Annotated in this window: 23 protein-coding genes; 19 read left to right on the plus strand and 4 right to left on the minus strand. The window is 68.4% G+C overall.

What is annotated here, in order from left to right; genetic code table 11:
* Window positions 1–11: 11 nt before the first annotated feature.
* Together NI1_RS38705 and NI1_RS07015 are read right to left on the minus strand one after the other, a co-directional pair.
* Window positions 12–650, minus strand: a complete 639-nt coding sequence (locus NI1_RS38705; protein ID WP_067815806.1) for a hypothetical protein — start codon at window positions 648–650, stop codon at window positions 12–14.
* Window positions 651–759: 109 nt separating this feature from the next.
* On the minus strand, window positions 760–1,680 hold the full coding sequence (locus NI1_RS07015; protein ID WP_245663119.1) for a DUF3109 family protein: 921 nt from the start codon (window positions 1,678–1,680) through the stop codon (window positions 760–762).
* A gap of 65 nt (window positions 1,681–1,745) precedes the next feature.
* Between NI1_RS07015 and NI1_RS07020 the strand changes: the two genes are divergently transcribed.
* The 9 genes from NI1_RS07020 (at window position 1,746) to NI1_RS07055 (ending at window position 10,564) form a co-directional block, all read left to right on the plus strand.
* Entirely contained in the window at window positions 1,746–2,738 is a 993-nt protein-coding gene (locus tag NI1_RS07020; protein ID WP_067815809.1) for a Ppx/GppA family phosphatase, read from the plus strand.
* On the plus strand, window positions 2,735–4,762 hold the full coding sequence (locus NI1_RS38625; protein ID WP_174564459.1) for an Rv0497 family membrane protein: 2,028 nt from the start codon (window positions 2,735–2,737) through the stop codon (window positions 4,760–4,762). The genes NI1_RS07020 and NI1_RS38625 overlap by 4 nt, the downstream gene beginning before the upstream one ends.
* 70 nt (window positions 4,763–4,832) lie before the next feature.
* Complete coding sequence (locus NI1_RS07030; protein ID WP_067817835.1) at window positions 4,833–5,693, plus strand: sugar phosphate isomerase/epimerase family protein; 861 nt, start codon at window positions 4,833–4,835, stop codon at window positions 5,691–5,693.
* A 122-nt stretch (window positions 5,694–5,815) separates the two neighbouring features.
* A complete protein-coding gene (locus NI1_RS07035) occupies window positions 5,816–6,709 on the plus strand; it encodes a thioesterase family protein (RefSeq protein WP_067815815.1) in 894 nt (297 codons plus the stop codon).
* 27 nt (window positions 6,710–6,736) lie between these two features.
* Window positions 6,737–7,555 carry a pyrroline-5-carboxylate reductase gene (gene proC, locus NI1_RS07040; RefSeq protein ID WP_067815818.1) on the plus strand — a complete coding sequence of 273 codons (819 nt, stop codon included), beginning with the start codon at window positions 6,737–6,739 and terminating at the stop codon, window positions 7,553–7,555.
* A gap of 202 nt (window positions 7,556–7,757) precedes the next feature.
* Window positions 7,758–8,003 carry a helix-turn-helix domain-containing protein gene (locus tag NI1_RS37005; RefSeq protein WP_084522941.1) on the plus strand — a complete coding sequence of 82 codons (246 nt, stop codon included), beginning with the start codon at window positions 7,758–7,760 and terminating at the stop codon, window positions 8,001–8,003.
* 196 nt (window positions 8,004–8,199) lie between these two features.
* Window positions 8,200–8,301 (plus strand): 30S ribosomal protein bS22, encoded by a 102-nt coding sequence (locus NI1_RS37010; RefSeq protein WP_003402602.1) that lies wholly within the window; start codon window positions 8,200–8,202, stop codon window positions 8,299–8,301.
* A 149-nt stretch (window positions 8,302–8,450) separates the two neighbouring features.
* The gene (locus NI1_RS07050) at window positions 8,451–9,548 is read left to right on the plus strand and encodes an NAD-dependent epimerase/dehydratase family protein (RefSeq protein ID WP_067817838.1); all 1,098 of its coding nucleotides are present in this window, start codon (window positions 8,451–8,453) and stop codon (window positions 9,546–9,548) included.
* Window positions 9,545–10,564 carry a lysophospholipid acyltransferase family protein gene (locus NI1_RS07055; RefSeq protein WP_067815820.1) on the plus strand — a complete coding sequence of 340 codons (1,020 nt, stop codon included), beginning with the start codon at window positions 9,545–9,547 and terminating at the stop codon, window positions 10,562–10,564. The genes NI1_RS07050 and NI1_RS07055 overlap by 4 nt, the downstream gene beginning before the upstream one ends.
* 119 nt (window positions 10,565–10,683) lie before the next feature.
* On the opposite strand, the gene NI1_RS07060 is transcribed toward NI1_RS07055, so the two are convergent.
* Window positions 10,684–11,703, minus strand: a complete 1,020-nt coding sequence (locus NI1_RS07060) for an HAD family hydrolase (RefSeq protein WP_439957235.1) — start codon at window positions 11,701–11,703, stop codon at window positions 10,684–10,686.
* Window positions 11,704–11,806: 103 nt separating this feature from the next.
* Here NI1_RS07060 and NI1_RS07065 point away from each other — a divergent pair, with 103 nt between their 5' ends.
* From NI1_RS07065 to NI1_RS07090, 6 genes are all read left to right on the plus strand, one after another.
* Window positions 11,807–12,067 (plus strand): glutaredoxin family protein, encoded by a 261-nt coding sequence (locus tag NI1_RS07065; protein ID WP_067815826.1) that lies wholly within the window; start codon window positions 11,807–11,809, stop codon window positions 12,065–12,067.
* Between the two features lie 303 nt (window positions 12,068–12,370).
* A complete protein-coding gene (locus NI1_RS07070) occupies window positions 12,371–13,222 on the plus strand; it encodes a redox-sensing transcriptional repressor Rex (protein ID WP_067815829.1) in 852 nt (283 codons plus the stop codon).
* Entirely contained in the window at window positions 13,219–14,604 is a 1,386-nt protein-coding gene (locus NI1_RS07075) for a glutamyl-tRNA reductase (RefSeq protein WP_067815832.1), read from the plus strand. The genes NI1_RS07070 and NI1_RS07075 overlap by 4 nt, the downstream gene beginning before the upstream one ends.
* Window positions 14,601–15,716: a hydroxymethylbilane synthase gene (gene hemC / locus NI1_RS07080; protein ID WP_084522759.1), complete on the plus strand. Its 1,116-nt coding sequence runs from the start codon at window positions 14,601–14,603 to the stop codon at window positions 15,714–15,716. Before NI1_RS07075 ends, hemC begins: the two co-directional genes overlap by 4 nt.
* A complete protein-coding gene (locus NI1_RS07085) occupies window positions 15,713–17,275 on the plus strand; it encodes a bifunctional uroporphyrinogen-III C-methyltransferase/uroporphyrinogen-III synthase (RefSeq protein ID WP_067815836.1) in 1,563 nt (520 codons plus the stop codon). The genes hemC and NI1_RS07085 overlap by 4 nt, the downstream gene beginning before the upstream one ends.
* 283 nt (window positions 17,276–17,558) lie before the next feature.
* On the plus strand, window positions 17,559–17,795 hold the full coding sequence (locus tag NI1_RS07090) for a hypothetical protein (protein WP_157534995.1): 237 nt from the start codon (window positions 17,559–17,561) through the stop codon (window positions 17,793–17,795).
* A gap of 126 nt (window positions 17,796–17,921) precedes the next feature.
* Here the strand turns inward: NI1_RS07090 and NI1_RS07095 are convergent, their stop codons facing one another.
* The gene (locus tag NI1_RS07095; protein ID WP_067817844.1) at window positions 17,922–18,233 is read right to left on the minus strand and encodes a hypothetical protein; all 312 of its coding nucleotides are present in this window, start codon (window positions 18,231–18,233) and stop codon (window positions 17,922–17,924) included.
* Window positions 18,234–18,429: 196 nt separating this feature from the next.
* Here NI1_RS07095 and hemB point away from each other — a divergent pair, with 196 nt between their 5' ends.
* The 4 genes from hemB to NI1_RS07115 all read left to right on the plus strand — a co-directional run bounded on the left by hemB (window position 18,430) and on the right by NI1_RS07115 (window position 21,008).
* Window positions 18,430–19,407, plus strand: coding sequence for a porphobilinogen synthase (gene hemB / locus NI1_RS07100; RefSeq protein WP_067817847.1), 978 nt, complete (start codon window positions 18,430–18,432; stop codon window positions 19,405–19,407).
* Between the two features lie 19 nt (window positions 19,408–19,426).
* A complete protein-coding gene (locus NI1_RS07105) occupies window positions 19,427–19,942 on the plus strand; it encodes a hypothetical protein (RefSeq protein WP_067815842.1) in 516 nt (171 codons plus the stop codon).
* A gap of 284 nt (window positions 19,943–20,226) precedes the next feature.
* The gene (gene mce1N, locus NI1_RS07110; RefSeq protein WP_067815845.1) at window positions 20,227–20,772 is read left to right on the plus strand and encodes a transport-regulating membrane protein Mce1N; all 546 of its coding nucleotides are present in this window, start codon (window positions 20,227–20,229) and stop codon (window positions 20,770–20,772) included.
* Complete coding sequence (locus NI1_RS07115) at window positions 20,772–21,008, plus strand: hypothetical protein (protein ID WP_067815848.1); 237 nt, start codon at window positions 20,772–20,774, stop codon at window positions 21,006–21,008. The genes mce1N and NI1_RS07115 overlap by 1 nt, the downstream gene beginning before the upstream one ends.
* Window positions 21,009–21,074 lie beyond the last annotated feature (66 nt).

Here is a 21,074-nt window from a genome sequence, read left to right on the forward strand (position 1 = left end):
CGATCAGGCGATCAGAGGAAGGGCAGGCCGTCGAAGCTGCCCGAACCGCCGGGTTTGGTGGTGGTCGGCGGCACCGTGGTGGTGGGCGGAACGGTCGTCGTCGGCGGCACCGTTGTGGTCGGGGGGACCGTGGTGGTCGGCGGCTCGGTGGTGGGCGGCACCGTCGTCGTGGGCGGGACGGTCGTCGTCGGCGGCACCGTCGTGGTGGGCGGGACCGTCGTGGTCGGCGGCACGGTCGTGGTGGGCGGCACCGTGGTGGTCGGCGGCGTGGTCGAGCCGTCGGTGACATTCACGACGAGCGATTTGGTGCTGCTGCCCTGTTTGGCCGTGAGCGTGTGCTGCCCAACGGATTTCGGGGTCCAGTCGAAGCTGGCGTTGTAGGGCGGCCACGGCACTTTGCCCGCGGGGGTGAGGTTTTCGCCGTTGTCGCCCCAGTAGACGAGCAGGCCGAAGCTCGCACCGCTGAGATCGGCGTGCAGGGTGTAGGTGCCGCCGACCTTCAGCTCCGATGCCGAGATGGTGATGGTGTCGACGGCGGCGTTCGCCTCCGGGGTCGGCGCGCAGAGCGCCGCGGCGCCCACGCCGGTGGCGACGGCGAGCCCGGCGATGCCGAGGCCGAGATAACGCCGGCCGGGCTTGGTTGTGCTCATGTGTTCTCCTGTGCTGCGACCCACGAGGGGCTATGGGTCTGTCGCACAGTAAGTGAGCAGCTATCTGAAAATACCAGTTTTCAGAAAGTTACCGGCCGGTCAACTCCGGCTATTTCGCCTTGGCCGTACCGACCTTGGCCTTACCGGACTTGGCGGGCGCGCTCGCCGCGGCCGCGGCGGCGGCCTTCTCCCCGGCCACCACGGTCGCCGGATGCACGGCCACGATCCCCAGCCCCTGCCGGCGCCGGCAGTGCCGCGCCAGCTCGTCGTAGGCGGGCTGCCCGAGCAGTTCGATCAATTCCGGCGCGTACGCCTCCCACACCGGCCGGGTGCCGACATGCGCGTCCGGCGATCCGGTGCAGTACCAGTTCAAGTCCAGACCGCCCGGTCCCCAACCCCGCCGGTCGTATTCGGTCACCACGGTGCGCAGGATCTCCACGCCGTCCGGCCGATCCACCCACTCCTGGGTGCGCCGGATCGGCAGCTGCCAGCAGACCTCCGGCTTGACCGTCAGCGGCTCCAGGCCCTTGCGCAAGGCCATGGTGTGCAGCGAGCAGCCGATGCCGTTCGCGAAGCCCGGGCGGTTCAGGAAGATGCACGCGCCATCGACACGCCGGGTGCGCACCGCCGGTTCGTCGTCGAGGTCGTCCTCCTCCAGATACAGCTTCTTGCGCACCTTCCCGGAGTCGTCGGTGGCCTCCGGCATCAGCTGCCAATCCTCGGGTGTGAGCATTTTCACAGCCTTGTGCAGCTTCTTCGCGTCGTCCTCATCGGAGAGGAATGCTCCGTGCGAACAGCAGCCGTCATCGATGCGGCCTTCGATAATTCCCTGGCACGCCGGCGTACCGAATACGCACGTCCAGCGCGACAACAGCCAGGTCAGATCGGCCGCGATCAAATGCTCGTCATTAGCTGGATCCACGAACTCGATCCATTCCCTGGGGAAGTCGAGCTCGACCTCCGGGGCTGGGGCGATCTTCGCCGCTGGTCGAAGCCCGGTCGGCCCGCTCGCCGATGCACCTGCCGTCACACCGCGGAACGCTAACAGTTCAGTCGCCTGGCCTGAAGTCGTGACGCACCCAGTACCGTGTTCTTGTGCGGCTCGGTGTACTCGATGTGGGAAGCAATACCGTCCACCTGCTCGTGGTGGACGCGCATCGCGGTGGCCATCCGCTGCCGATGTCCTCTACGAAGGCGACGCTGCGGCTCGCGGAGAGCATGGACAACCGGGGGCGCATCACGCCCGCCGGGGCCGCCAGGCTCACCGCCACCGTGGCCGAATTCGCCAGTATCGCAAGGACTTCCGGTTGCGTGGAGTTGATGGCCTTCGCCACCTCCGCGGTCCGCGAGGCGACCAATTCCGAAGAGGTGCTCGCCAAGGTGCGCACCGAGACCGGAGTGAACCTGAAGGTGTTGTCCGGGGTTGACGAGGCCCGGTCCACCTTCCTGGCGGTGCGCCGCTGGTACGGGTGGAGCGCCGGGCGGATTCTCAATCTGGATATCGGCGGCGGTTCGCTCGAGTTGAGCAACGGCGCGGACGAGGATCCGGATCTGGCGCTGTCGCTGCAATTGGGCGCGGGCCGGCTCACCAGGGACTGGCTGCGGCACGATCCGCCGGGCAAGCGCCGGGTCGCGGTGCTGCGCGACTGGCTGGACGCGGAATTGGTGGTGCCCGCGAAGCAGATGCTGGAAATCGGCAAACCGGACTTAGCGGTCGGCACCTCCAAGACTTTCCGCTCGCTGGCTCGCCTCACCGGCGCCGCCCCCTCTACCGCGGGCACCCGGGTTCGGCGTACCCTCACCAGTTCCGGCCTGCGGCAGCTGATTGCGTTCATATCGAGAATGACAGCCGCCGACCGGGCAGAATTGGAAGGCGTAAGTTCTGATCGGTCCCAGCAGCTGGTGGCGGGCGCGTTGGTCGCGGAGGCGAGCATGCGGGCCCTGTCGCTCGACACGCTGGAAATCTGTCCCTGGGCTCTCCGGGAGGGATTGATATTGCGAAAACTCGATACCGACCTGGATAGCGAACCGATAGCCGGTGGCCCCAACGGCGCTGCGTCGGGCACGATCGAAACGGTGTCTCGATGACCGAGGATGTAAGTCAGCTCTCCGTTGCCGAGCTATTGGCGCGGAACGGGCAGCAAGCGGCGCCCGCCAACGGCGGCGGTGGGCGCAGAAGGCGAAGCGGCCGCGGGATTTCGGTAGCGGACCTCACCGGGGACATCCCGGTGGTGGAGCGGGGGGCCTCCTCGCACGCCGCGCCGGACGAGGCGGTGGCCGCCGCGGCGCCCGAACCTACGTCCACCGATTCGGACTTTTCCAACTATTCGAACTTCCCGAATTATTCTGACTATTCGAACTTTTCGGATTACTCGGACTTTTCCTCCGGTTCCGCCGATTCGCAGCCGGACTACTCCAACTACTCGGTACCCGATTCGGAACCCGCGTATTCCCCCCTCTCCGGCCCGATTTCGTTCTACGACCCGCTGGCCCCCACCGAGCAGCCCGATTCCGGTTCCCTATCCGAGCCGTCCGGCTACGGCTGGTCCAGCGGCGTCGACTGGCCCCCCGCGCAGACGCCCCCGGCCGCCCCGAACGGCTACGGCGCGAACGGCCAGGGCGCGAACGGCTACGGCGCGAACGGCAATCCCGCGGGCGGTTACAGCGCGAACGGCTATGCCGGCCCGGCCGCCGGTGCGAACGGCTATGCGGGACAGTCCGCCAACGGCTATGCCGCGCCGAACGGCTACCAGTCCCCGGACGACTACGCCGCCCCGTCCCACAACGGATATCAGAACGGGGCGAACGGTTCCTTCGATGCCGCCGCCCTCCTCGAAGGGCAGCCCCCGGCCGCCGGGAAATCGCGCGGTGGTCGCCGCCGCAAGCCCGACCCGCTGGATTCCGACGTCTCTCTCGGCCAACTCGACGGCACCGCTCCCGCGCCGCCGGAAGCCCCTCGCGAGGGCGGCCGCCGACGCCGATTCGATCCGGACGACGAGTCCACCGACGAGGTGCATCCCTTCCGCGGTGAGGCCGCCGGTCGCCTCCAGCACGGCGATGCCGGGCCGTCCTGGTCCGCGCCCGCCGCACCGCCGGCCCCGTTCCGGGATTCGCGCACACCCGGTTTCGATCCGATGCAGTCCGCCGCGCCGGCCCCGGCGCCGATGCCGGCCCCCGCGCCCGCCCCGGCCGCCCCGCCCATGTCGCGCTCCGCCCGCCGCCACGCCGAGGCGCAGCGCCAGGCCGAGGCCGACCGCCAGACCCCGGACCCGCGCTTCGGCCAGGACCCGCGCGGTCTCGACCGAGGCCCCGGATTCGGCGCCCGCAACGGCCGTTCCGGTCGTGACGAGATGGCCGCCCCCGAGGCCCGCAACGGCCGCGGCCCGGCCCGCGATGCGCGCGCGGACGATGCGCGGCGCGGCAAGGGCGCACTGGCCGATTGGACGGCCCGCCGCCGGCAGGCCGAGGCCGAACCGGACGAGCACGACCATCCCGAGGATTCCTGGGCGATGGCCGAGCAGGATCAGCAGCTGCTCTCCGGCGAGACGGTTGCCGGTGATCTGCTCCGCGACGCCCGCGATCGCGAGGACGAACGCGCCGAACGGAATTCGCGACGCGGCGGCAAACGTCGCGCCGGTGGTTCGCGCCGCCGGGGCGCACCCGTGGCCGAGCCCGATCCCGATGATCAGCTCACCGATTTCTACGACCCCATCGACGATTACGACGAAATCCCCGACGACGAACGAACTTCCGTGGTCGGGCGATTGTCGGCGCTGGCGTCGAAGGCCACCCGGAGCACCCGCTCCGCCCCGGCTCGCGGGCGCGGCAACCGCCTCTCCGAGGACGACGAGAATCGCCGGCAGTGGATGGTGCTGGCCGGGCAGAGCGCCGGCGCCGCGGTGGCGGGAATGTTGCTGTTCAAGGGTTTCGAGCGCATGTGGGAATTGCTCCCCTGGGTTGCCCTGGCCTTGGCGATGGTCGTGATTCTCGGTTTGGTCGCGCTCGTGCGGGTGCTGCGCCGCACCGACGATATTTTCAGCACTGTGATTGCCGTCGTCGTGGGCGTCTTTGTGACGCTCGGGCCGCTAGCCTTTCTACTCAGTACTAACTGAGCAGGGAGCAGCAGTGGGGAACAGTGCGCAGGGGGCGACCGAGAACCGGGGCGGGCGAAGGGAAGTCCGGATCGGACTCTCGACCGCGTCGGTCTATCCGGAGAACACCGAGGCCGCGTTCCGCTACGCGGCCGAATTGGGTTACGACGGCGTCGAATTGATGGTCTGGGCGGAACCGGTCAGCCAATCTATTTCGGCGATCCAGCAGTTGATGCATCGCTACGAGATCCCGGTGCTGGCCGTGCACGCGCCGTGTCTGCTGATCTCGCAACGGGTCTGGGGGTCGGACCCGGTAGCCAAGCTCACCCGCAGCGTGCACACCGCCGAGGCGCTCGGCGCGGCCACGGTCGTCGTGCATCCGCCCTTCCGCTGGCAGCGCCGCTACGCCGAGGGCTTCGCCCGCCAGGTGGCCGAGCTCGAGGACGCCGGCCCCATCTCGGTGGCGGTGGAGAACATGTTCCCGATGCGCGCCGACACCCTGTTCCGGGGCAGCTCGGTGCGCCGCCTGGAACGCCGCGGCGGCCCCGGCCCGTCCATCACCACCTTCAGTCCGTCCTACGACCCGACGGATACCGGCTTCCGGCACTACACGCTGGACAGCTCGCACACCGCCACCGCGGGCGTGGATCCGCTGGACCTGGCCGAGCGCATGGGTTCGGGCCTGGCTCACCTGCACCTGGCCGACGGTCGCGGCGCGGCGACCGACGAGCACCTGATCCCCGGCGAGGGTACCCAGCCGCTGACCCAGCTCTGCGAGAAGCTGGTGGCCAACGGTTTCGACGGCCAGGCCGTCATCGAGGTCAACACCCAGATGGCCCGCACCACCATGGATCGCGCCGCCATGCTCAACCGCGCCCTCACCTTCGCCCGCGAGCACTTGAACGGCGTGAGCGTGCCGGAACCCGAACCCTCGGGCGCGCATCGCGGCTGAGCGTCCGCCGTCCCGCGTCGCGTCGGCCCGACGAGGGGTCAGTGATTCATCCCACCACGTGTGCGTTCGATCCGTGACTGGCTTGTACGCTGTACAAACCCCACAGTGGAAGGAAGCAGCGGATGACAACGGAGTTGACCGTCGACCTGGATCCGGCGCGCCTCGCCGACGCCCCGTTCAGCCGCGTCTGCACGCTCGCCGAACTCCCCTCGGACGACCCGGAGCTCGGCCGCTACGCCGGAATCATCGACCCCACCTGGACCATCGGCCCGAAGGTGCACGGCGGCACCATGGTCGCGGGCAGCGCGGCCGCCGCCACCGAATGGCTGCGCAAGACCGCCCCCGAGCACTCCGCCATGTTCCCCATCTCCGCCAGCACCGACTTCCTCGGCGCGCCCGATCCGGGCGAGGTGGAGTACGTCGTCCGCACTCGCAAGATCGGCCGCCAGATCTGCCTGATCGACGCGAGCCTGAGCCAGGGCGGCCGCGTCCTCGTCCACACCGCCTTCACGTTCAGCCACCTGGACGACACGGTTCCGGCCTACTCCGCCGACCACGCCGGCGATATGCCCGCCGCACCCCCGGCCGACGCCCTGCACTACGACACCGAGAACCCCATGGGCAAGCTGGTGCACGTGGCCGAAGGCTCCGCGGTCGCCATCGACCCGAAATGGGCCGCCTTCCTGCGCGGCGAAACCGCCGAACCCCGCCTGCGCCTGTGGATCCGCCCGCGTCCCGGCGACGAACAGGACCCCGACGTGGCCGCCTACTTCGCCATGATGGCCGCCGACATGTCCCCGCCGGTCCCGATGAACCTCGGCCAATTCGGCTGGGCCCCAACGGTCCAACTCACCACCTACCTCCGCCGCCGCCCCGCCCCCGGCTGGCTCCGCGTCATCGCCACCGCCCGCGAAGTGGGCGGCCGCATGTTCGACGAAGACCAACTGGTCATCGATTCCACCGGAGCCATCGTCGCCCAATCCCGGCAGCTAGCCCTGATCCCCCAATCGCGGTAATCGCTTCCCCCGCTAGCCTTGGTTCCCATGACGAGGATTGCGGTAATCGGTGGAGGCCGGATCGGGGAGGCGCTGATTGCCGGCCTGCTCGAATCCGGGCGGGCGAGTAAAGATCTGGTGGTGGTCGAGCCGGTTCCGGCGCGTGCGGAGTTGCTGGGGCAGCGGTTCGGGATTCGCGCTACCGACAGCATCGCCGATGCCACCAAGTCCGCCGATCTGATCGTGATCGCCGTGAAACCGCACGATGTGGACGGCGTCGTCGCGGAGGTCGCGCGCGCGGGGCTGGACGACGAGCGCGATCAGGTGCTGGTTTCGCTGGCCGCGGGCGTCCCGACCACTCGTTTCGAGGCCAAGCTGCCCGCCGGTTTCCCGGTGGTCCGGGTCATGTCGAACACCCCGATGCTGGTCGGCCAGGGCATGAGCGTCATCTCGCCCGGCCGCCACGCTCGCAAGGAGCAACTCCAGCAGGTCAGCGAATTGCTGGAGTCGGTCGGCCAGGTCGCGACCGTCGCCGAATCGCAGATGGACGCCGTCACCGCCGTCTCCGGTTCCGGCCCCGCCTACTTCTTCCTGGTGGTCGAGGCCATGATCGACGCCGCCGTCGGACTGGGCCTGACCCGCGATGTCGCCACCCAGCTGGTGCAGCAGACCATGCTCGGTTCCGCCGCCCTGCTCGAGGAGTCCGGCCAGTCCGCGGTGGAGTTGCGCGCGGCCGTCACCTCGCCCGCCGGAACCACCGCCGCCGCCGTCCGGGAACTGGAGCGCGGCGCACTGCGCTCGTCCTTCTACGAGGCGCTGAATGCCGCAAAACGGCGTTCCGCCGAACAGGGCGCGACCGCCGACTAACGTTGTCGGTAGGCGACAGCTGATGCGCTGGGCGGGGGAGTAGCTGGTTTGCTGCCGGAGGGCGACTCGCCACAGCAAAGGCTGATTTCTCACACCCGTCGCAGCAATCCCACTGGTCCCGCTAAGCTTCAAGGAGCACGTGCGTGTCTGTTCCGCCGGTGGGGAAGCCGGCGGCGCGGACGTGCCGGAGGTCAGTGGCGCAATGATGTCTGGAAACAGTCAAGCGAGGTCCGCAAACACCCCCATCAGCGCAGGAAACGTCATCGGCGGAGGAACCCAGTTCCTGACTGTCGCCGAAGTGGCGAATCTGATGCGGGTATCCAAAATGACGGTGTACCGATTGGTGCATTCGGGAGAGCTGCCCGCGGTGCGGGTCGGCAGATCCTTCCGGGTGCACGCCAAAGCGGTGCACGACTACCTGGAGACGTCCTACTTCGACGCGGGGTAGGCGTCGCGGTAAGTCCCCAGGCCCCGACCCGTTTCGTTCGCCGGAGAGTGGCCCGGTAACATGGACCGGCATCCTGTACGTGCCGGTTGGTGCCGTCGGGTCCGACTCGGCTCGTCTCGGGTAGGGACTGTGCAGGGTCAGTAAGTGTGCTCCCCGCGCAAGTGGGGCGACCCGAGAGAACGCGAGGAACAACCCTATGGGTTCTGTGATCAAGAAGCGCCGCAAGCGCATGTCGAAGAAGAAGCACCGCAAGCTGCTTCGTCGCACACGCGTTCAGCGTCGCAAACTCGGCAAGTAAGCGCTGAGACGTAGCTGAAGCCCGTCACCGATCGGTGGCGGGCTTTCGCTATTTATCAGGTGACCGAACTCATCGTTAGATCCTGGTTAATACCCTTCGGTGACACCAGGTGTGGCAGTTACCCTGGGACACGCGGGAAAACAATAATGATGGGGGCTGGCGAGTTGGGATCCGGCGTGGTGGGTACCCGGGACGGGCAGGCGCCCAAGGTGGTGTTGGTAACCGGTGCGAGCCGGTTCTTCGGCGGCAATGTGGTGGCCCGGCTGGCGGCCGACCCGGCCGTGGAGCGCATCATCGCCGTCGACGCCAAACAGCCCAGCCGGGAACTGCTGCGCCGCATGGGCCGCGCCGAATTCGTCCGCGCCGATATTCGAAATCCGTTGATACGCAAGGTGATCGACGGTAATCAGGTGGACACGGTGGTGCATCCCGCGGCGCTGTCGCGGCCGCCGGCCGGTGGCGGCCGGGCCGCCATGAAAGATATGAACGTGCTCGGCGCCATGCAGTTGTTCGCGGTGTGCCGCAAGGCTTCCAGCGTGCGCCGGGTGGTGGTGCGGTCCTCGTCCGCGGTCTACGGATGCAGTGCCAAGGATCCGGTGAAATTCACCGAGGAGATGAGCGCGCGCACCCCGCCGCGCGGCTGGTTCGCCCGCGACATGATCGAAGTGGAGGGTTTCGTCCGCGGTCTCGCGCGGCGCCGGCCCGATATCTCGGCAGCCATTCTGCGTCTTCCGCCGATCGTGGGACCGCAGCTGGCGAAACGTGGTGTGCAGTATTTCCGTTCGCCGATCACCCCCACCATCCTGGGGCGCGATCCACGCTTGCAGTTCCTGCACGAGGAGGATTCCGTCGCCGCCCTCACCCAGGCCGCTTTGACGGCTCCGGGCGGCACTTTCAATGTGGCCGGGGACGGTGCCATGGCATTGTCGCAGGCCATCCGCCGGGCCGGGCGGATCGAATTACCGGTCCCTTACACGGTTTTCCGTACCGCCGGACGCAGCCTGATGGGTCCGGTGATGCGGGAATTCACCGCCGAACAGATGGATTACTTCCATTTCGGCTGCGGTCTGGACACCACCCGGATGCGCACCGAACTCGGATTTCAGCCGCGCTGGACCACAGTGCAGGCATTCGACGACTTCATAGGGGGCGCAGCGTTGCGGCCCGTGATCGATCCGCATTGGATCGACGCCGCTGAGAACAAACTTCTCGGTCTGCTCGGGGCCGGGACGGGAGCACACCAATGAGTGACGTAGCGAAGGTGATTCGTCTTCACGACGTGGATTTCGAGGCGCGCCATCGGCCGCAGCGGGCCTGGCCCGGCCCCGGCGATTCGGCGCTGACCCCGGTGACCTCGCTGACCGATCGGCTCGCCGAAGTCGAAGCGCGTCAGCCCAAATCCTTCGGCGAGCTGATTCGCGGGGCCGTGGCGGACGGGGTCGGCCGCACCGCCGATTTCGCCCGCCGCCGCTTGACCGGTGACTATCAGGTCGACGAATTCGGCTTGGACGAGCATCTGCTCGAGAACGTCATCCTGCCGCTGCTGCGTCCACTCTCGGACCTCTGGTTCCGGGTGGAAGTGACCGGCACCGAGAACATTCCGGAGGTCGGCGGCGCGCTGCTGGTCGCCAATCACGCCGGCACGGTTCCGCTCGACGGCCTGATGCTCCAGCTCGCCGTGCACGACCGGCATCCCAAACAGCGCGCCCTGCGCATTCTGGCCGCGGATCTCATCTTCGAGACGCCGCTGGTCGGCGGGTGGGCGCGCAAGGCCGGGCACACCCTGGCCTGCCCCGCCGATGCCGAAAGGCTGTTGCGCGCAGGCGAAATCGCGGGCGTCTTCCCCGAGGGTTACAAGGGCATCGGCAAGCCGTTCGGCGATCGCTACAAGTTGCAGCGTTTCGGCCGTGGGGGTTTCGTCTCGGCGGCGGTCCGCACCGGCGTGCCGATCATCCCCGTTTCGATCGTCGGCTCGGAGGAGATCTACCCCAAGCTCGCCGATCTCAAGCCGCTGGCCCGCCTGCTCGGTCTCCCGTATTTCCCGGTGACCCCGCTGTTCCCGCATCTGGGACCGCTGGGCGCGCTGCCGCTGCCGTCCAAGTGGTACATCGAATTCGGCGAGCCGATTTCGACCACCGGCTACGAGCCCACCGATGCCGACGATCCGATGACCATGTTCGAAGTCACCGATCAGGTCCGCGAAACCATTCAGCAGACCCTCTACAAATTGGTGATCAAGCGCCGTAATCCCTTCACGGGATAAGCATTTCGCGCCGTGTGAAAAGAAGAGGCGGCCGGAATTGCCGGGCCACCCGCCTCTTTCACGTGGAAGGGCCCGGTCCGTAAGGACCGGGCCCTCATCATCTTTCGAAGTCTCGCGGGCTAGCTGGCGCGCGCTTCGCGTTTGCGCGAGAGCACGGCCGCGGCCGCACCACCCGCCGCGCCGAGCGCGAGTGCCGTGGGCACGCCGACTTTCGCGGCCTTGCGGCCGGTGCGGAAGTCGCGGATCTCCCAGCCGCGGTTCTTGGCGACCTCGCGCAGATCCGCATCCGGATTGATCGCCACCGCGGTGCCGACCAGTGACAGCATCGGAACGTCATTGTGGCTGTCGGAGTAGGCGGTACAGCGCTTGAGATTCAATCCCTCGCGAATGGCGAGCGCGCGCACCGCGTGCGCCTTGCCCAGCCCGTGCAGGATATCGCCGACCAATCTGCCTGTGAACAGCCCGTTTTCGCTCTCGGCGACGGTGCCGAGCGCTCCGGTGAGCCCCAGCCGCTTGGCGATCACCTGGGCTAGCTCGACCGGCGTCGCGGTCACCAGCCAGACCTGCTGGCCCGCGTCCAGGTGCATCTGCGCCAGCGCGCGGGTGCCCGGCCAGATCTTGTCGGCGATGATCTCGTCGTAGATCTCCTCGCCGAGCGCGGCCAGTTCCGCGGTGGGCCGGCCGGCGATGAAGGACAGCGCCTTCTCCTTGCCGGAGGCCATATCCGAATGCGATTCCTTGCCGGTGATCCGGAATTTGACCTGCTTCCAGGCCATATCGGCGAGGTCGGAGGTCTTGAAGTACTTGCGCGCCGCCAGCCCGCGCGCGAAGTGCACGATCGAGGCGCCCTGCACCATGGTGTTGTCCACATCGAAGAACGCGGCGGCGGTCAGGTCGCGGGGGACCGGCGGCTCGGCGGTGTCCTCGTACAGCGCCAGTTCGGCGTCGTGCAGCGCCAATGCGGCATCGGCGCTGGCCTCGCCGGCCAGGTTGGCGCGGACCTCTTCCTCGCTGGGTCCGAACGGGCTGCGCGTGATCCGGGTGAACTGGTCCTGTAGACCCTCTGCCCAGCGGGCCGGGAATTCCCCGAATCGTCCCGCGATCAATCCAGCCCTCGCCTCTTTAGAACGTTCCGGCACCAGTACCTCCGCCTGTTAGCGCGAACAAGTCCACAGTAACGCCCACCGGTAGACAGCACGTAGACGCTGACTGACATATCAGGAGAGTTGTTAGATGGAGGCTATGAGCGATTCCCCGCACGCGGTGACCCTGTTGACCCGGAACGGCTGTAGCTTCTGCACGGTCGCGCTGACGGAATTGCGTCCCATCTGCGCGGATTTCGGCATCGAGGTCGAGATCGTGGATGTGGACGAGGTCGCGCCGACCAACCCGGAGCTGCGCGCCGAGTTCGGCGATCGATTGCCGGTGGTGCTGCTGGACGGCCGTGAACACAGCTATTTCGATGTGGACGAACCGCGCCTGCGCGCCGATCTGGCCCGCTGAACGGTCCATCCCGAACGGGCGTGTCAGCGTGCCGGATTACCGGCGCGTTGCGTAGCGGGTTCGACCTGATAAGGGTTGAATGACCTTGGGGCTGGAGCCCACCGCAAAGTGACTGAATTCACCGACTTTGTGCAGGGCTTCACAAGCGGTTACGGTGGTGGCACGCAACCCGCCTTTCGGGCAGCGGAAGCGACCCCCTGACTGACTCGACCTCGCCACTACGACCGCCCCGCGACGGTCCGGCTCGGGTCGAGAAATAGAACCCGGACATCTACCCCCGGCCGGACGAGGAGCGCAAGCGACGTGACAGAGCAACACGAGACGCCGACTGCCGGCGTCTCCAAGGCTCTGCAGAAGGACATCCCGCAGGCCACGGTGGCCCGGCTGGCCACATATCTCCGTGTGCTCGCCGTGCTTGCCGACGACGCTGTTGCCATCGTATCGAGTGAGGAACTGGCTGTCGCGGCGGGTGTCGGTTCCGCGAAGTTGCGCAAGGATCTTTCCTTCCTCGGACCCAATGGCGTACGCGGCGTCGGCTACGACGTGATCAAGCTGCGCGACCGCATCGAGGATGTGCTCGGGCTCTCCGAAGGACACCGGGTGGTGCTGGTCGGAGCCGGAAACCTGGGTCGCGCGCTGATCGGTTACGGCGGTTTCCGCCGGCGCGGTTTCGCCATGGTCGGCGTGTTCGACAACGATCCCGCGGTCATCGGCACCGAATTGCCCGGCACCACGGGCGGACTGGTCGTTCGCGATGTGGCCGAATTGGCCGGTGCGATGGCCGCTTTGGAGCCCACCATCGCCGTCATCACCGTTCCGGACCGGGCCGCGCAGGGCGTCTGCGATCTGCTGGTCGCGGCCGGGATGCAGCACATTCTGAGCTTCTCGCCGATCGCGCTGGACGCCCCGTCGCACGTGGAGGTGCGGCGCGTGGACCTCGCGGTGGAAATGCAGCTGCTGTCCTTCGATCGGGCCCGCTCGGCCGAATCGGCCGCGGCCGAACTCGCCGCCGTCGACGAATTGGCCGCCGGGGACACGGTGAGCGTGGTGTCGAGCCGGTTGACCCGGGTGGCACCCCAGACTTCTTCTCACGCGGCAGTTCGCCCGTCGGGCGGCACGGAGGCAACCAGCAAGGGAGCGGTGGTCCAGCCATGAGTGTGCTTCTCGTCGGGATATCGCATCGCAGCGCACCCGTCGCGGTGTTGGAGAAGATCGCCATCACCGAGCACGACCGGCCCAAGCTGACCGACAAGATGCTGGCCTCGACCCACGTCTCCGAGGCGATGATCGTCTCCACCTGCAATCGGGTCGAGATCTACGCGGTGGTCGACGCCTTCCACCCGGCGCTGGGCGAGATCAGCGAATTGCTCACCAAGCATTCGGGTCTGGTGCTGCCGGAACTGACCAAGCACGCCTACGTGCGCTATGCCGAAGCCGCCGCCGAGCATCTGTTCGCGGTGGCCTCGGGCCTGGATTCGATGGTGGTCGGCGAGCAGCAGGTGCTGAGCCAGATCCGCGCCGCCTACGCCGCCTCGGATTCGCAGCAGGCCGCCGGGCGCACCCTGCACGAGCTGGCGCAGACCGCGTTGCGGGTGGGCAAGCGGGTGCATTCGGAGACCGGGATCGACCGCGCGGGCGCCTCGGTGGTGTCGGTGGCGCTGGATCGCGCGCAGCTGGTGCTGGGTCCGCTGGCCGGGCGCACCGCGCTGGTGCTGGGCGCCGGTGCCATGGGCGGCCTGGCCGTCGCGCAGCTCGCCCGTGCCGGGGTCGGCAAGATCCTGGTCGCCAACCGCACCTTCGAACGCGCTGAGCGACTGGCCAATACGGCCGCCACCATGCACGGCGTCGAGGCCGAGGCCGTCGGGATGGAGCGGCTCGCCGAGGCGATGGCCGCCGCCGAAGTGGTCGTCACCTGTACCGGCGCGGTCGGCACCGTGGTGTCGATCGCCGATGTGCACCGCGCGCTGGCGACCAACGGCTCCCACGATCAGCTCGTCATCTGCGATCTGGGCCTGCCCCGCGATGTGGATCACGCGGTGGCCGGGCTGCCCGGCGTCACCGTCATCGACATGGAGACCCTCCAGCGCGATCCGTCGGCCGGCGCGGCCGCCGACGATACCGCCGCCGCGCGCGCCATCGTCGCCGACGAGCTGGCGAAATACCTTGCCGGACAGCGCATGGCCGAGGTCACCCCGACCGTGGCCGCGCTCCGGCAGATGGCCGCGGACGTGGTCGAATCCGAATTGCTACGCCTGGATTCCCGACTACCGGGACTCGCGTCCACCGATCGCGAGGAAGTTGCCCGTACCGTGCGTCGAGTGGTGGACAAGCTGCTGCACGCGCCGACCGTCCGGGTGAAACAGCTGGCCTCCACCCCGGGCGGCGACAGCTACGCCTCCGCCCTGCGCGAATTGTTCGAACTGAAACCCGGTGCGGCCCAAGCGGTCGCCGCGCCGATGGAGATCGCGGCGCCGGCCACCCTGGCCGATGACTTCACCGCCGCCCACCCCGGCGACGAACAGGGGCGAAACGCATGACCACCGATGCCTTGGTGCACGAAACAGAGGACGCTGTGCGCGAGACCACCCAGACCGGAACGACCAAGGGGACCGCCGAGAACCCGTGGCGCATCGGCACTCGCGGCAGTCTGCTGGCGCTGACCCAGGCCGGGACCGTGCGCGACGAGCTGATCGCCAACGGGCAGATCGCGGAGCTGATCATCGTGAAGACCGCCGGTGACCAGAACGCCGTCGACCCGGTGCAGACGATCGGCGTCGGCGTCTTCACCGCCGCGCTGCGCGACGAATTGGCCGCGGGCAGCGTCGATATCGCGGTGCACTCCTACAAGGATCTGCCGACCGCGCAGGACCCGCGCTTCACCATCGCCGCGATCCCGCCGCGGGAGGATCCGCGCGACGCGCTGGTCGCCCGGGACGGACTGGTGCTGGGCGAGCTGCCCGCCGGTTCGGTCATCGGCACCTCCGCGCCGCGGCGCTCCGCGCAGTTGAAGGCGCTCGGCCTCGGGGTCGAGATCGTCCCGCTGCGCGGCAATCTCGACACCAGACTTTCCAAGGTGGCCAAGGGTGAGCTGGACGCCGTGGTGGTGGCGCGGGCGGGGCTGTCCCGCATCGACCGCCTCGACGCCGTCACCGAAGCGCTGGAGCCGGTGCAGATGCTGCCCGCTCCCGCGCAGGGCGCGCTCGCGGTGGAATGCCGCAGCGCGGACACCGAACTCGTGACCATCCTGTCCGCCCTCGACGATGCCGGCACCCGTGCCGCCATCACCGCGGAGCGGGCGCTGCTGGCCGAATTGGAGGCGGGATGCACCGCCCCGATCGGCGCGCTGGCCGAGGTCGTCGAATCCCTCGACGACGACGGCAGAGTGGTGGACGAACTGTCGCTGCGCGGTTGCGCGGCGGCGATCGACGGCTCGGACGTGATCCGGGCATCGGCGGTCGGCTCGCTCGAGAACGCTGAGCAGCTGGGCCGCGCACTGGCGCGTGAGCTCTTGGAGCTGGGGGCGCGTGAACTGCTCAGTGCACCGGAAGCGGCCGGATCATCAGGTGGCTCACCGGAAGTGGAGCGGTCCTCGGCCGCCGTCAATGACAACAGCAGCAGCAATCCCAGCCCAATGGAGAACAATCGATGAGCCGAGCGACGAAGAAGCACCCCGGTCGGATCCTCTTCGTGGGGTCGGGTCCCGGTGATCCGGCGCTGCTCACCGTGCGGGCCCGCGAGGTGCTGGCCCGCGCCGAGCTGGCGTTCACCGATCCGGATGTGGACAAGGGCGTGCTCGCCCTGATCGGCCTCGCCGTGGAACCCGGCCTGGACGGCGAGCGTCCGGTGGACGTGCGCCCCGCGCTGGGCGATGCCGCCGAGGTCGCCAAGACCCTGATCACCGAGGCTCGCAACGGCAACGACGTGGTGCGGCTGGTCTCCGGCGATCCGATGACCACCGATTCGGTCATCCAGGAAGTCAATGCCGTCACCCGTTCGCACATGGTGTTCGAGGTGTTGCCGGGTCTGTCGGCCGGCACCACGGTGCCCGCGTACGCCGGTATCGAGATCGGCTCCAGCCACACCGAGGTCGATGTGCGCGGCGAGGTGGATTGGGCGGCCGTGGCGGCCGCGCCGGGACCGCTGGTGCTGCACGCGACTTCGGGGCATCTGGCCGAAACCGCTTCGGCGCTGGTCGAACACGGGATGGCGCCGCAGACCCCGGTCGCGGTGACCGTGCGCGGCACCACGCGGCAGCAGCGCACCATCGACGCGACGCTGGCGACGCTGAACAATGCCGCCTCCGAGATGGTCGGGCCGCTGGTCGTGACCGTCGGCAAAGAGGTCGAGAAGCGGGCCAAGACCTCCTGGTGGGAGTCGCGTGCGCTGTACGGCTGGACCGTGCTGGTGCCGCGCACCAAGGAGCAGGCCGGTGAGATGAGCGAGAAGCTCGTCATGCACGGCGCTATTCCGATGGAGGTGCCCACCATCGCGGTCGAGCCGCCGCGCTCGCCCGCGCAGATGGAGCGCGCGGTCAAGGGCCTGGTCGACGGCCGCTACCAGTGGGTGGTCTTCACCTCCACCAACGCGGTGCGCGCGGTGTGGGAGAAGTTCGGCGAATTCGGTTTGGACGCACGCGCTTTCAGCGGCGTCAAGATCGCTTGTGTCGGTGAGGCGACCGCCGAGAAGGTGCGCTCCTTCGGCATCAACCCCGAACTGGTGCCCAGCGGTGAGCAGTCCTCCGAGGGCCTGCTGGCCGACTTCCCGCCCTACGACGACGTTTTCGATCCGGTCAACCGGGTGCTGCTGCCGCGCGCGGACATCGCCACCGAGACGCTCGCCGAGGGTCTGCGCGACCGCGGCTGGGAGATCGACGACGTCACCGCGTACCGCACCGTCCGCGCCTCCCCGCCGCCGGCCGAGACCCGCGAGATGATCAAGACCGGTGGTTTCGACGCGGTCCTGTTCACCTCGTCCTCCACGGTCCGCAACCTGGTCGGCATCGCCGGTAAGCCGCACGCCCGCACCATCGTGGCGTGCATCGGCCCCAAGACCGCCGAGACCGCCATCGAATTCGGCCTGCGCGTGGACGTGCAGCCGGAGATCGCCCAGGTCGGCCCGCTCGTCGAAGCCCTCGCCGAGCACGCCGCGCATCTGCGCGCCGAGGGCCTGCTGCCGCCGCCGCGCAAGAAGAGCCGCCGCAGCCGCTAGTCGCCGGTTCTAACGGGCCCCGCATCGATGATGCGGGGCCCGTTCGGTTTTCGGCCGCCGTGGCTGGACACGGAGGCCACTCGCCGCATCGCGAACGACACGGTCGACCCGACCTCTTGAATCCGGCGCGTTGCGGCGACCGCGTGCATCCGCGAAATCGCGGAGCGTTTCCGAGGCGGTGCCCATAGCGGTACCGCCCCTGGAAATTCCGTCGTTTCACGCCGTTTGCCCGCGGATAGCGTTTCCTGCGTCCCGCACCGCGCGGGGCCGAAAGGAATGTGACGTGAAGCGAATGATCGCGAATGCCGTGGCGCTGACCGCGGTTTCGGCGGGGCTGCTGGCGGGCGTCGGTGGCCAGGCCACCGCCGCGCCGACCGCGAATCCGGTGGCAGGCAGTGCCGCCCCGGCCGCCGGGGCGAGCACCGGTTCGGCCGACAGCCTGCTGAAGGTGCTGCTGTGCGCCTTGCAGGGCGGCACCAGCGCCTCCACCGAGACTTCCCCGCAGGTGTGCTCGGTCTGACCTGATGCCGGAATTCCGGTGCTGCGCCACCGGGCCGCTACCGGTGACGGGTCGCGCATCGAATGGTGCGGGGAACGTGGCCGGATCGGATCGGTCCCGGCCCGCTGTGCCGGGACCGATCCGAATTCAGCGCTGCGCCTGCATCATTCGGCGCACCATGCGGCAGGTGGCATCCGAAGGCCAGTGCACCCCGATGACTTCGGCGGTCTCCCTGATCTTTTCGTTGCTCGCCTGATCCGCGGCGAACGCCCCCGAATCCAATAGCGCGATTGCCAGACGCATGGCCTTCAACCGGCGGTTGTGCGAGATGTACCAGGAGCGCGGGCGCCCGGCCGGCAATGGCTGCTTGGCCAGCGGCATCCACGGATGATCGATGACCTCCCCCCGCTTCGGAACTCCTACTGCCTTGTCGGACAAGCTCTTCACTGCTGCGAGCACGACCAATCCTCCCGTCGCGATCCGAGCCGGGCGGTATCCGACCTCCTCGAACACCGCGTCGAACTCTCGAACACATCTTCGATTCTACCGTCCCCCACCGACAAAATCCGCTGCTCACCGGCGCTCCGGCGAATCGTCCGCCCGGGTGCGCGCGGCCGCGCGCACCCGGGAATCCGGACGGGCATATCATGCGTGCATGACCGGAATGGACCGCCCACGGCGGTTGCGCCGTACTCCCGCGCTGCGCCGGCTGGTGGCCGAAACCACGCTCCAGCCACGGCAATTGATTCTCCCCATGTTCGTCGCCGACGGGCTCGCCGAACCGCGCGAGATCTCGTCCATGCCCGGCGTGCAGCAGCATTCGATGGACTCGCTGCGCAAGGCGGCGGTGGAGGCGGTCGCGGCGGGCGTCGGCGGGCTCATGCTGTTCGGCGTGCCCAAGGCCGAGGACAAGGATCCGCTGGGCAGCCAGGCCAGCGATCCGGAGGGCATCCTGAACCGGGGCCTGCGCGCGCTGGCGCACGAGGTCGGTGATTCGACCGTGGTCATGGCCGACACCTGCCTCGACGAGTTCACCTCGCACGGGCATTGCGGCGTGCTGAGCCCCGAGGGCGCGGTCGACAACGACGCCACCCTTCAGCGCTATGTGGATATGGCCTTGGCGCAGGCCGAAACCGGAGCCGACCTGCTCGGCACCAGCGGCATGATGGACGGCCAGGTGGGCGCGATCCGCGCCGGGCTGGACGCCGCCGGCTACACCGACACCGGCATCCTGGCCTACGCCGCCAAGTACGCGTCGGCGTTCTACGGTCCGTTCCGCGAGGCGGTGGGCTCCTCGCTGGAGGGCGATCGCCGTACGTACCAGCAGGATCCGGCCAATCGCCGGGAAGCCGTCCGGGAACTGGAACTGGACCTGGCCGAGGGCGCGGACATCGTCATGGTCAAGCCCGCCATGTCCTACCTCGACATTCTGCGCGATGTGGCGGACCGCTCCACGGTGCCGGTCGCGGCCTATCAGATCTCCGGCGAGTACGCGATGATCACCGCCGCGGCGCAGAACGGCTGGATCGACCGGCGCGGCGCCATTCTGGAGTCGCTGCTCGGAATCCGCCGCGCCGGAGCGGATATGGTGCTCACCTACTGGGCGACCGAAGCCGCACACTGGCTTTCGTGAACTCGGGAACTGCTCAGAAGTGAATCCGATCGTGCCCCCGGCGGGCCCGCGTCCCGTGCCCGAGGATGTCCGCACCGCCGCCCAACTCTGGTGGGCCGCACTGGTTCTGGGTGTCGTGCAATTGAGCGCCACCCTGATCGCTCAGCTGGGCCAGCGCCGTGAACTGGCCGGCAAGATGCTCGAGCAGCTGCGTGATCAGCAGCCCGTCATCACCGAGGCGCAGGTGCAGTTCTGGACGGTGGTGCTGCTGGTGGTGATGGCGCTGTTCTGGCTGATCCTGACCGGTGCGGCGGCCGCGATGGTGTATCTCATGCGGCACGGCAAGAATTGGGCGCGTGCGATTCTCACCGCGCTGGCGGTCTTCCTGACCCTGGGCGCGCTCGGCACCCTGTTCGCACCCGGCAGCGGCATGCCGGGAGTGGTCGGCGCGGTCGCGGGCGGGGCCGGGATCGTGCAGGCGGTGGCGGCCTGCGGTGCCGTATTCCTTTGCTATCGAAAGGAATCCGAGCAGTACTTCCGGCCGGTAGCACACTGAGGGCGCCGGAGTTTGTCCCAGCCCTACCAACCGGTATGGTGAGGGTTGTCACAGAGAATTCCGGAACCGGATACCGGGCGTCGACCGTTGAGGTATAGCGCCTTCGAACCCGGGGTTCTGCCCGAGAGTGGAGGCAACGATGCGAGTGGTGATCCAGCAGCCACACAGCCTGCGGCGCGATGTCATGGCGTTCAGTCTGCTGTTCCTCTTCGGACTGCTCACTCTCGCCGTACTTCTCATTCCAGGTCTCGTCGGCTGACCCGTATGCCCGTAATGTGCGGCCTATGAGTGAGGCTGGAGCCCCCGCGGCCGTACTGTTCGCCGAACCAGGCGCGCGCTGGCGCACCATCGCCTACGGACCGGCGCTGTGCGGGATCATCCTGGTACTGGAGCTGATTCGCGGCGGCGACGTGCACTGGTTCGGATTGGTCTTCTGCGCGGTGCTGCTGGGCGGATTCGTCTGGTTGCAGGTGATCGCCGGGCGGCGTCACATCAGCGTCGAACTCACCGGCGACACGCTGCGTGAAGGCACCGAAGTCGTGTCGCTGAGCACTATCGCCGAGGTGTTGCCGGAACCTGACGAGCAGTCCTGGGATGATGAGGATTGGGAATCGGCGCGGGCGCTCGGTGAACTCACCGGGGTACCGCGGCGGCGCAAGGGCTTCGGGCTGAAGCTGCGGGACGGATCGCTGGTGCAGGCTTGGGCGCGCGATCACCGGACGCTGCGGGCGGAGCTGACCGCGGCGCTGGAACGGCGTGCCGGTGTGCCCGCGGAGAGCGCCGTCGAGTTGGACAAGCCCGGCGGTGACGAGGAGAAGGAGGCGCGGTGATGCGGTGGCTCGCCGTGCTCGCCGAGGTCGTGCTCGTACCGCTGCTGGGGTTCGCGGCGGTGTGGTGCTGGCGCAACGGCATTCATACCGGATGGTTCAAGGCGGCCGGGGAGACACCGGGATTCACCGCGACCCGGTATTCGGGGCCGTGGCTGGCGTTCGCGGCCGTGCTGGTGACGGTGGCCGGGGTGATCTTCATCGATCTGCTGAACCGGGTGTACCGCCTGGCGCGCTGAGCGCCGCGACCGCGACACGCCCGGTCGGGGGACGCGAAGTCGGTGTTTCATCCGGCGCTCGCGGGT

Origin of the sequence: Nocardia inohanensis NBRC 100128 (assembly GCF_001612945.1) — a bacterium.
Classification (GTDB): Bacteria; Actinomycetota; Actinomycetes; order Mycobacteriales; family Mycobacteriaceae; genus Nocardia; species Nocardia inohanensis.

Bases quoted from the DNA above. Each gene is read 5' to 3' on its own strand.
- NI1_RS38705 (WP_067815806.1), bottom strand. From the start codon at position 650: ATGAGCACAACCAAGCCCGGCCGGCGTTATCTCGGCCTCGGCATCGCC.
- NI1_RS38625 (WP_174564459.1), top strand. From the start codon at position 2,735: ATGACCGAGGATGTAAGTCAGCTCTCCGTTGCCGAGCTATTGGCGCGG.
- NI1_RS07035 (WP_067815815.1), top strand. From the start codon at position 5,816: ATGACAACGGAGTTGACCGTCGACCTGGATCCGGCGCGCCTCGCCGAC.
- proC (WP_067815818.1), top strand. From the start codon at position 6,737: ATGACGAGGATTGCGGTAATCGGTGGAGGCCGGATCGGGGAGGCGCTG.
- NI1_RS37005 (WP_084522941.1), top strand. From the start codon at position 7,758: ATGATGTCTGGAAACAGTCAAGCGAGGTCCGCAAACACCCCCATCAGC.
- NI1_RS37010 (WP_003402602.1), top strand. From the start codon at position 8,200: ATGGGTTCTGTGATCAAGAAGCGCCGCAAGCGCATGTCGAAGAAGAAG.
- NI1_RS07050 (WP_067817838.1), top strand. From the start codon at position 8,451: ATGGGGGCTGGCGAGTTGGGATCCGGCGTGGTGGGTACCCGGGACGGG.
- NI1_RS07055 (WP_067815820.1), top strand. From the start codon at position 9,545: ATGAGTGACGTAGCGAAGGTGATTCGTCTTCACGACGTGGATTTCGAG.
- NI1_RS07065 (WP_067815826.1), top strand. From the start codon at position 11,807: ATGAGCGATTCCCCGCACGCGGTGACCCTGTTGACCCGGAACGGCTGT.
- NI1_RS07075 (WP_067815832.1), top strand. From the start codon at position 13,219: ATGAGTGTGCTTCTCGTCGGGATATCGCATCGCAGCGCACCCGTCGCG.
- hemC (WP_084522759.1), top strand. From the start codon at position 14,601: ATGACCACCGATGCCTTGGTGCACGAAACAGAGGACGCTGTGCGCGAG.
- NI1_RS07085 (WP_067815836.1), top strand. From the start codon at position 15,713: ATGAGCCGAGCGACGAAGAAGCACCCCGGTCGGATCCTCTTCGTGGGG.
- hemB (WP_067817847.1), top strand. From the start codon at position 18,430: ATGACCGGAATGGACCGCCCACGGCGGTTGCGCCGTACTCCCGCGCTG.
- mce1N (WP_067815845.1), top strand. From the start codon at position 20,227: ATGAGTGAGGCTGGAGCCCCCGCGGCCGTACTGTTCGCCGAACCAGGC.
- NI1_RS07115 (WP_067815848.1), top strand. From the start codon at position 20,772: ATGCGGTGGCTCGCCGTGCTCGCCGAGGTCGTGCTCGTACCGCTGCTG.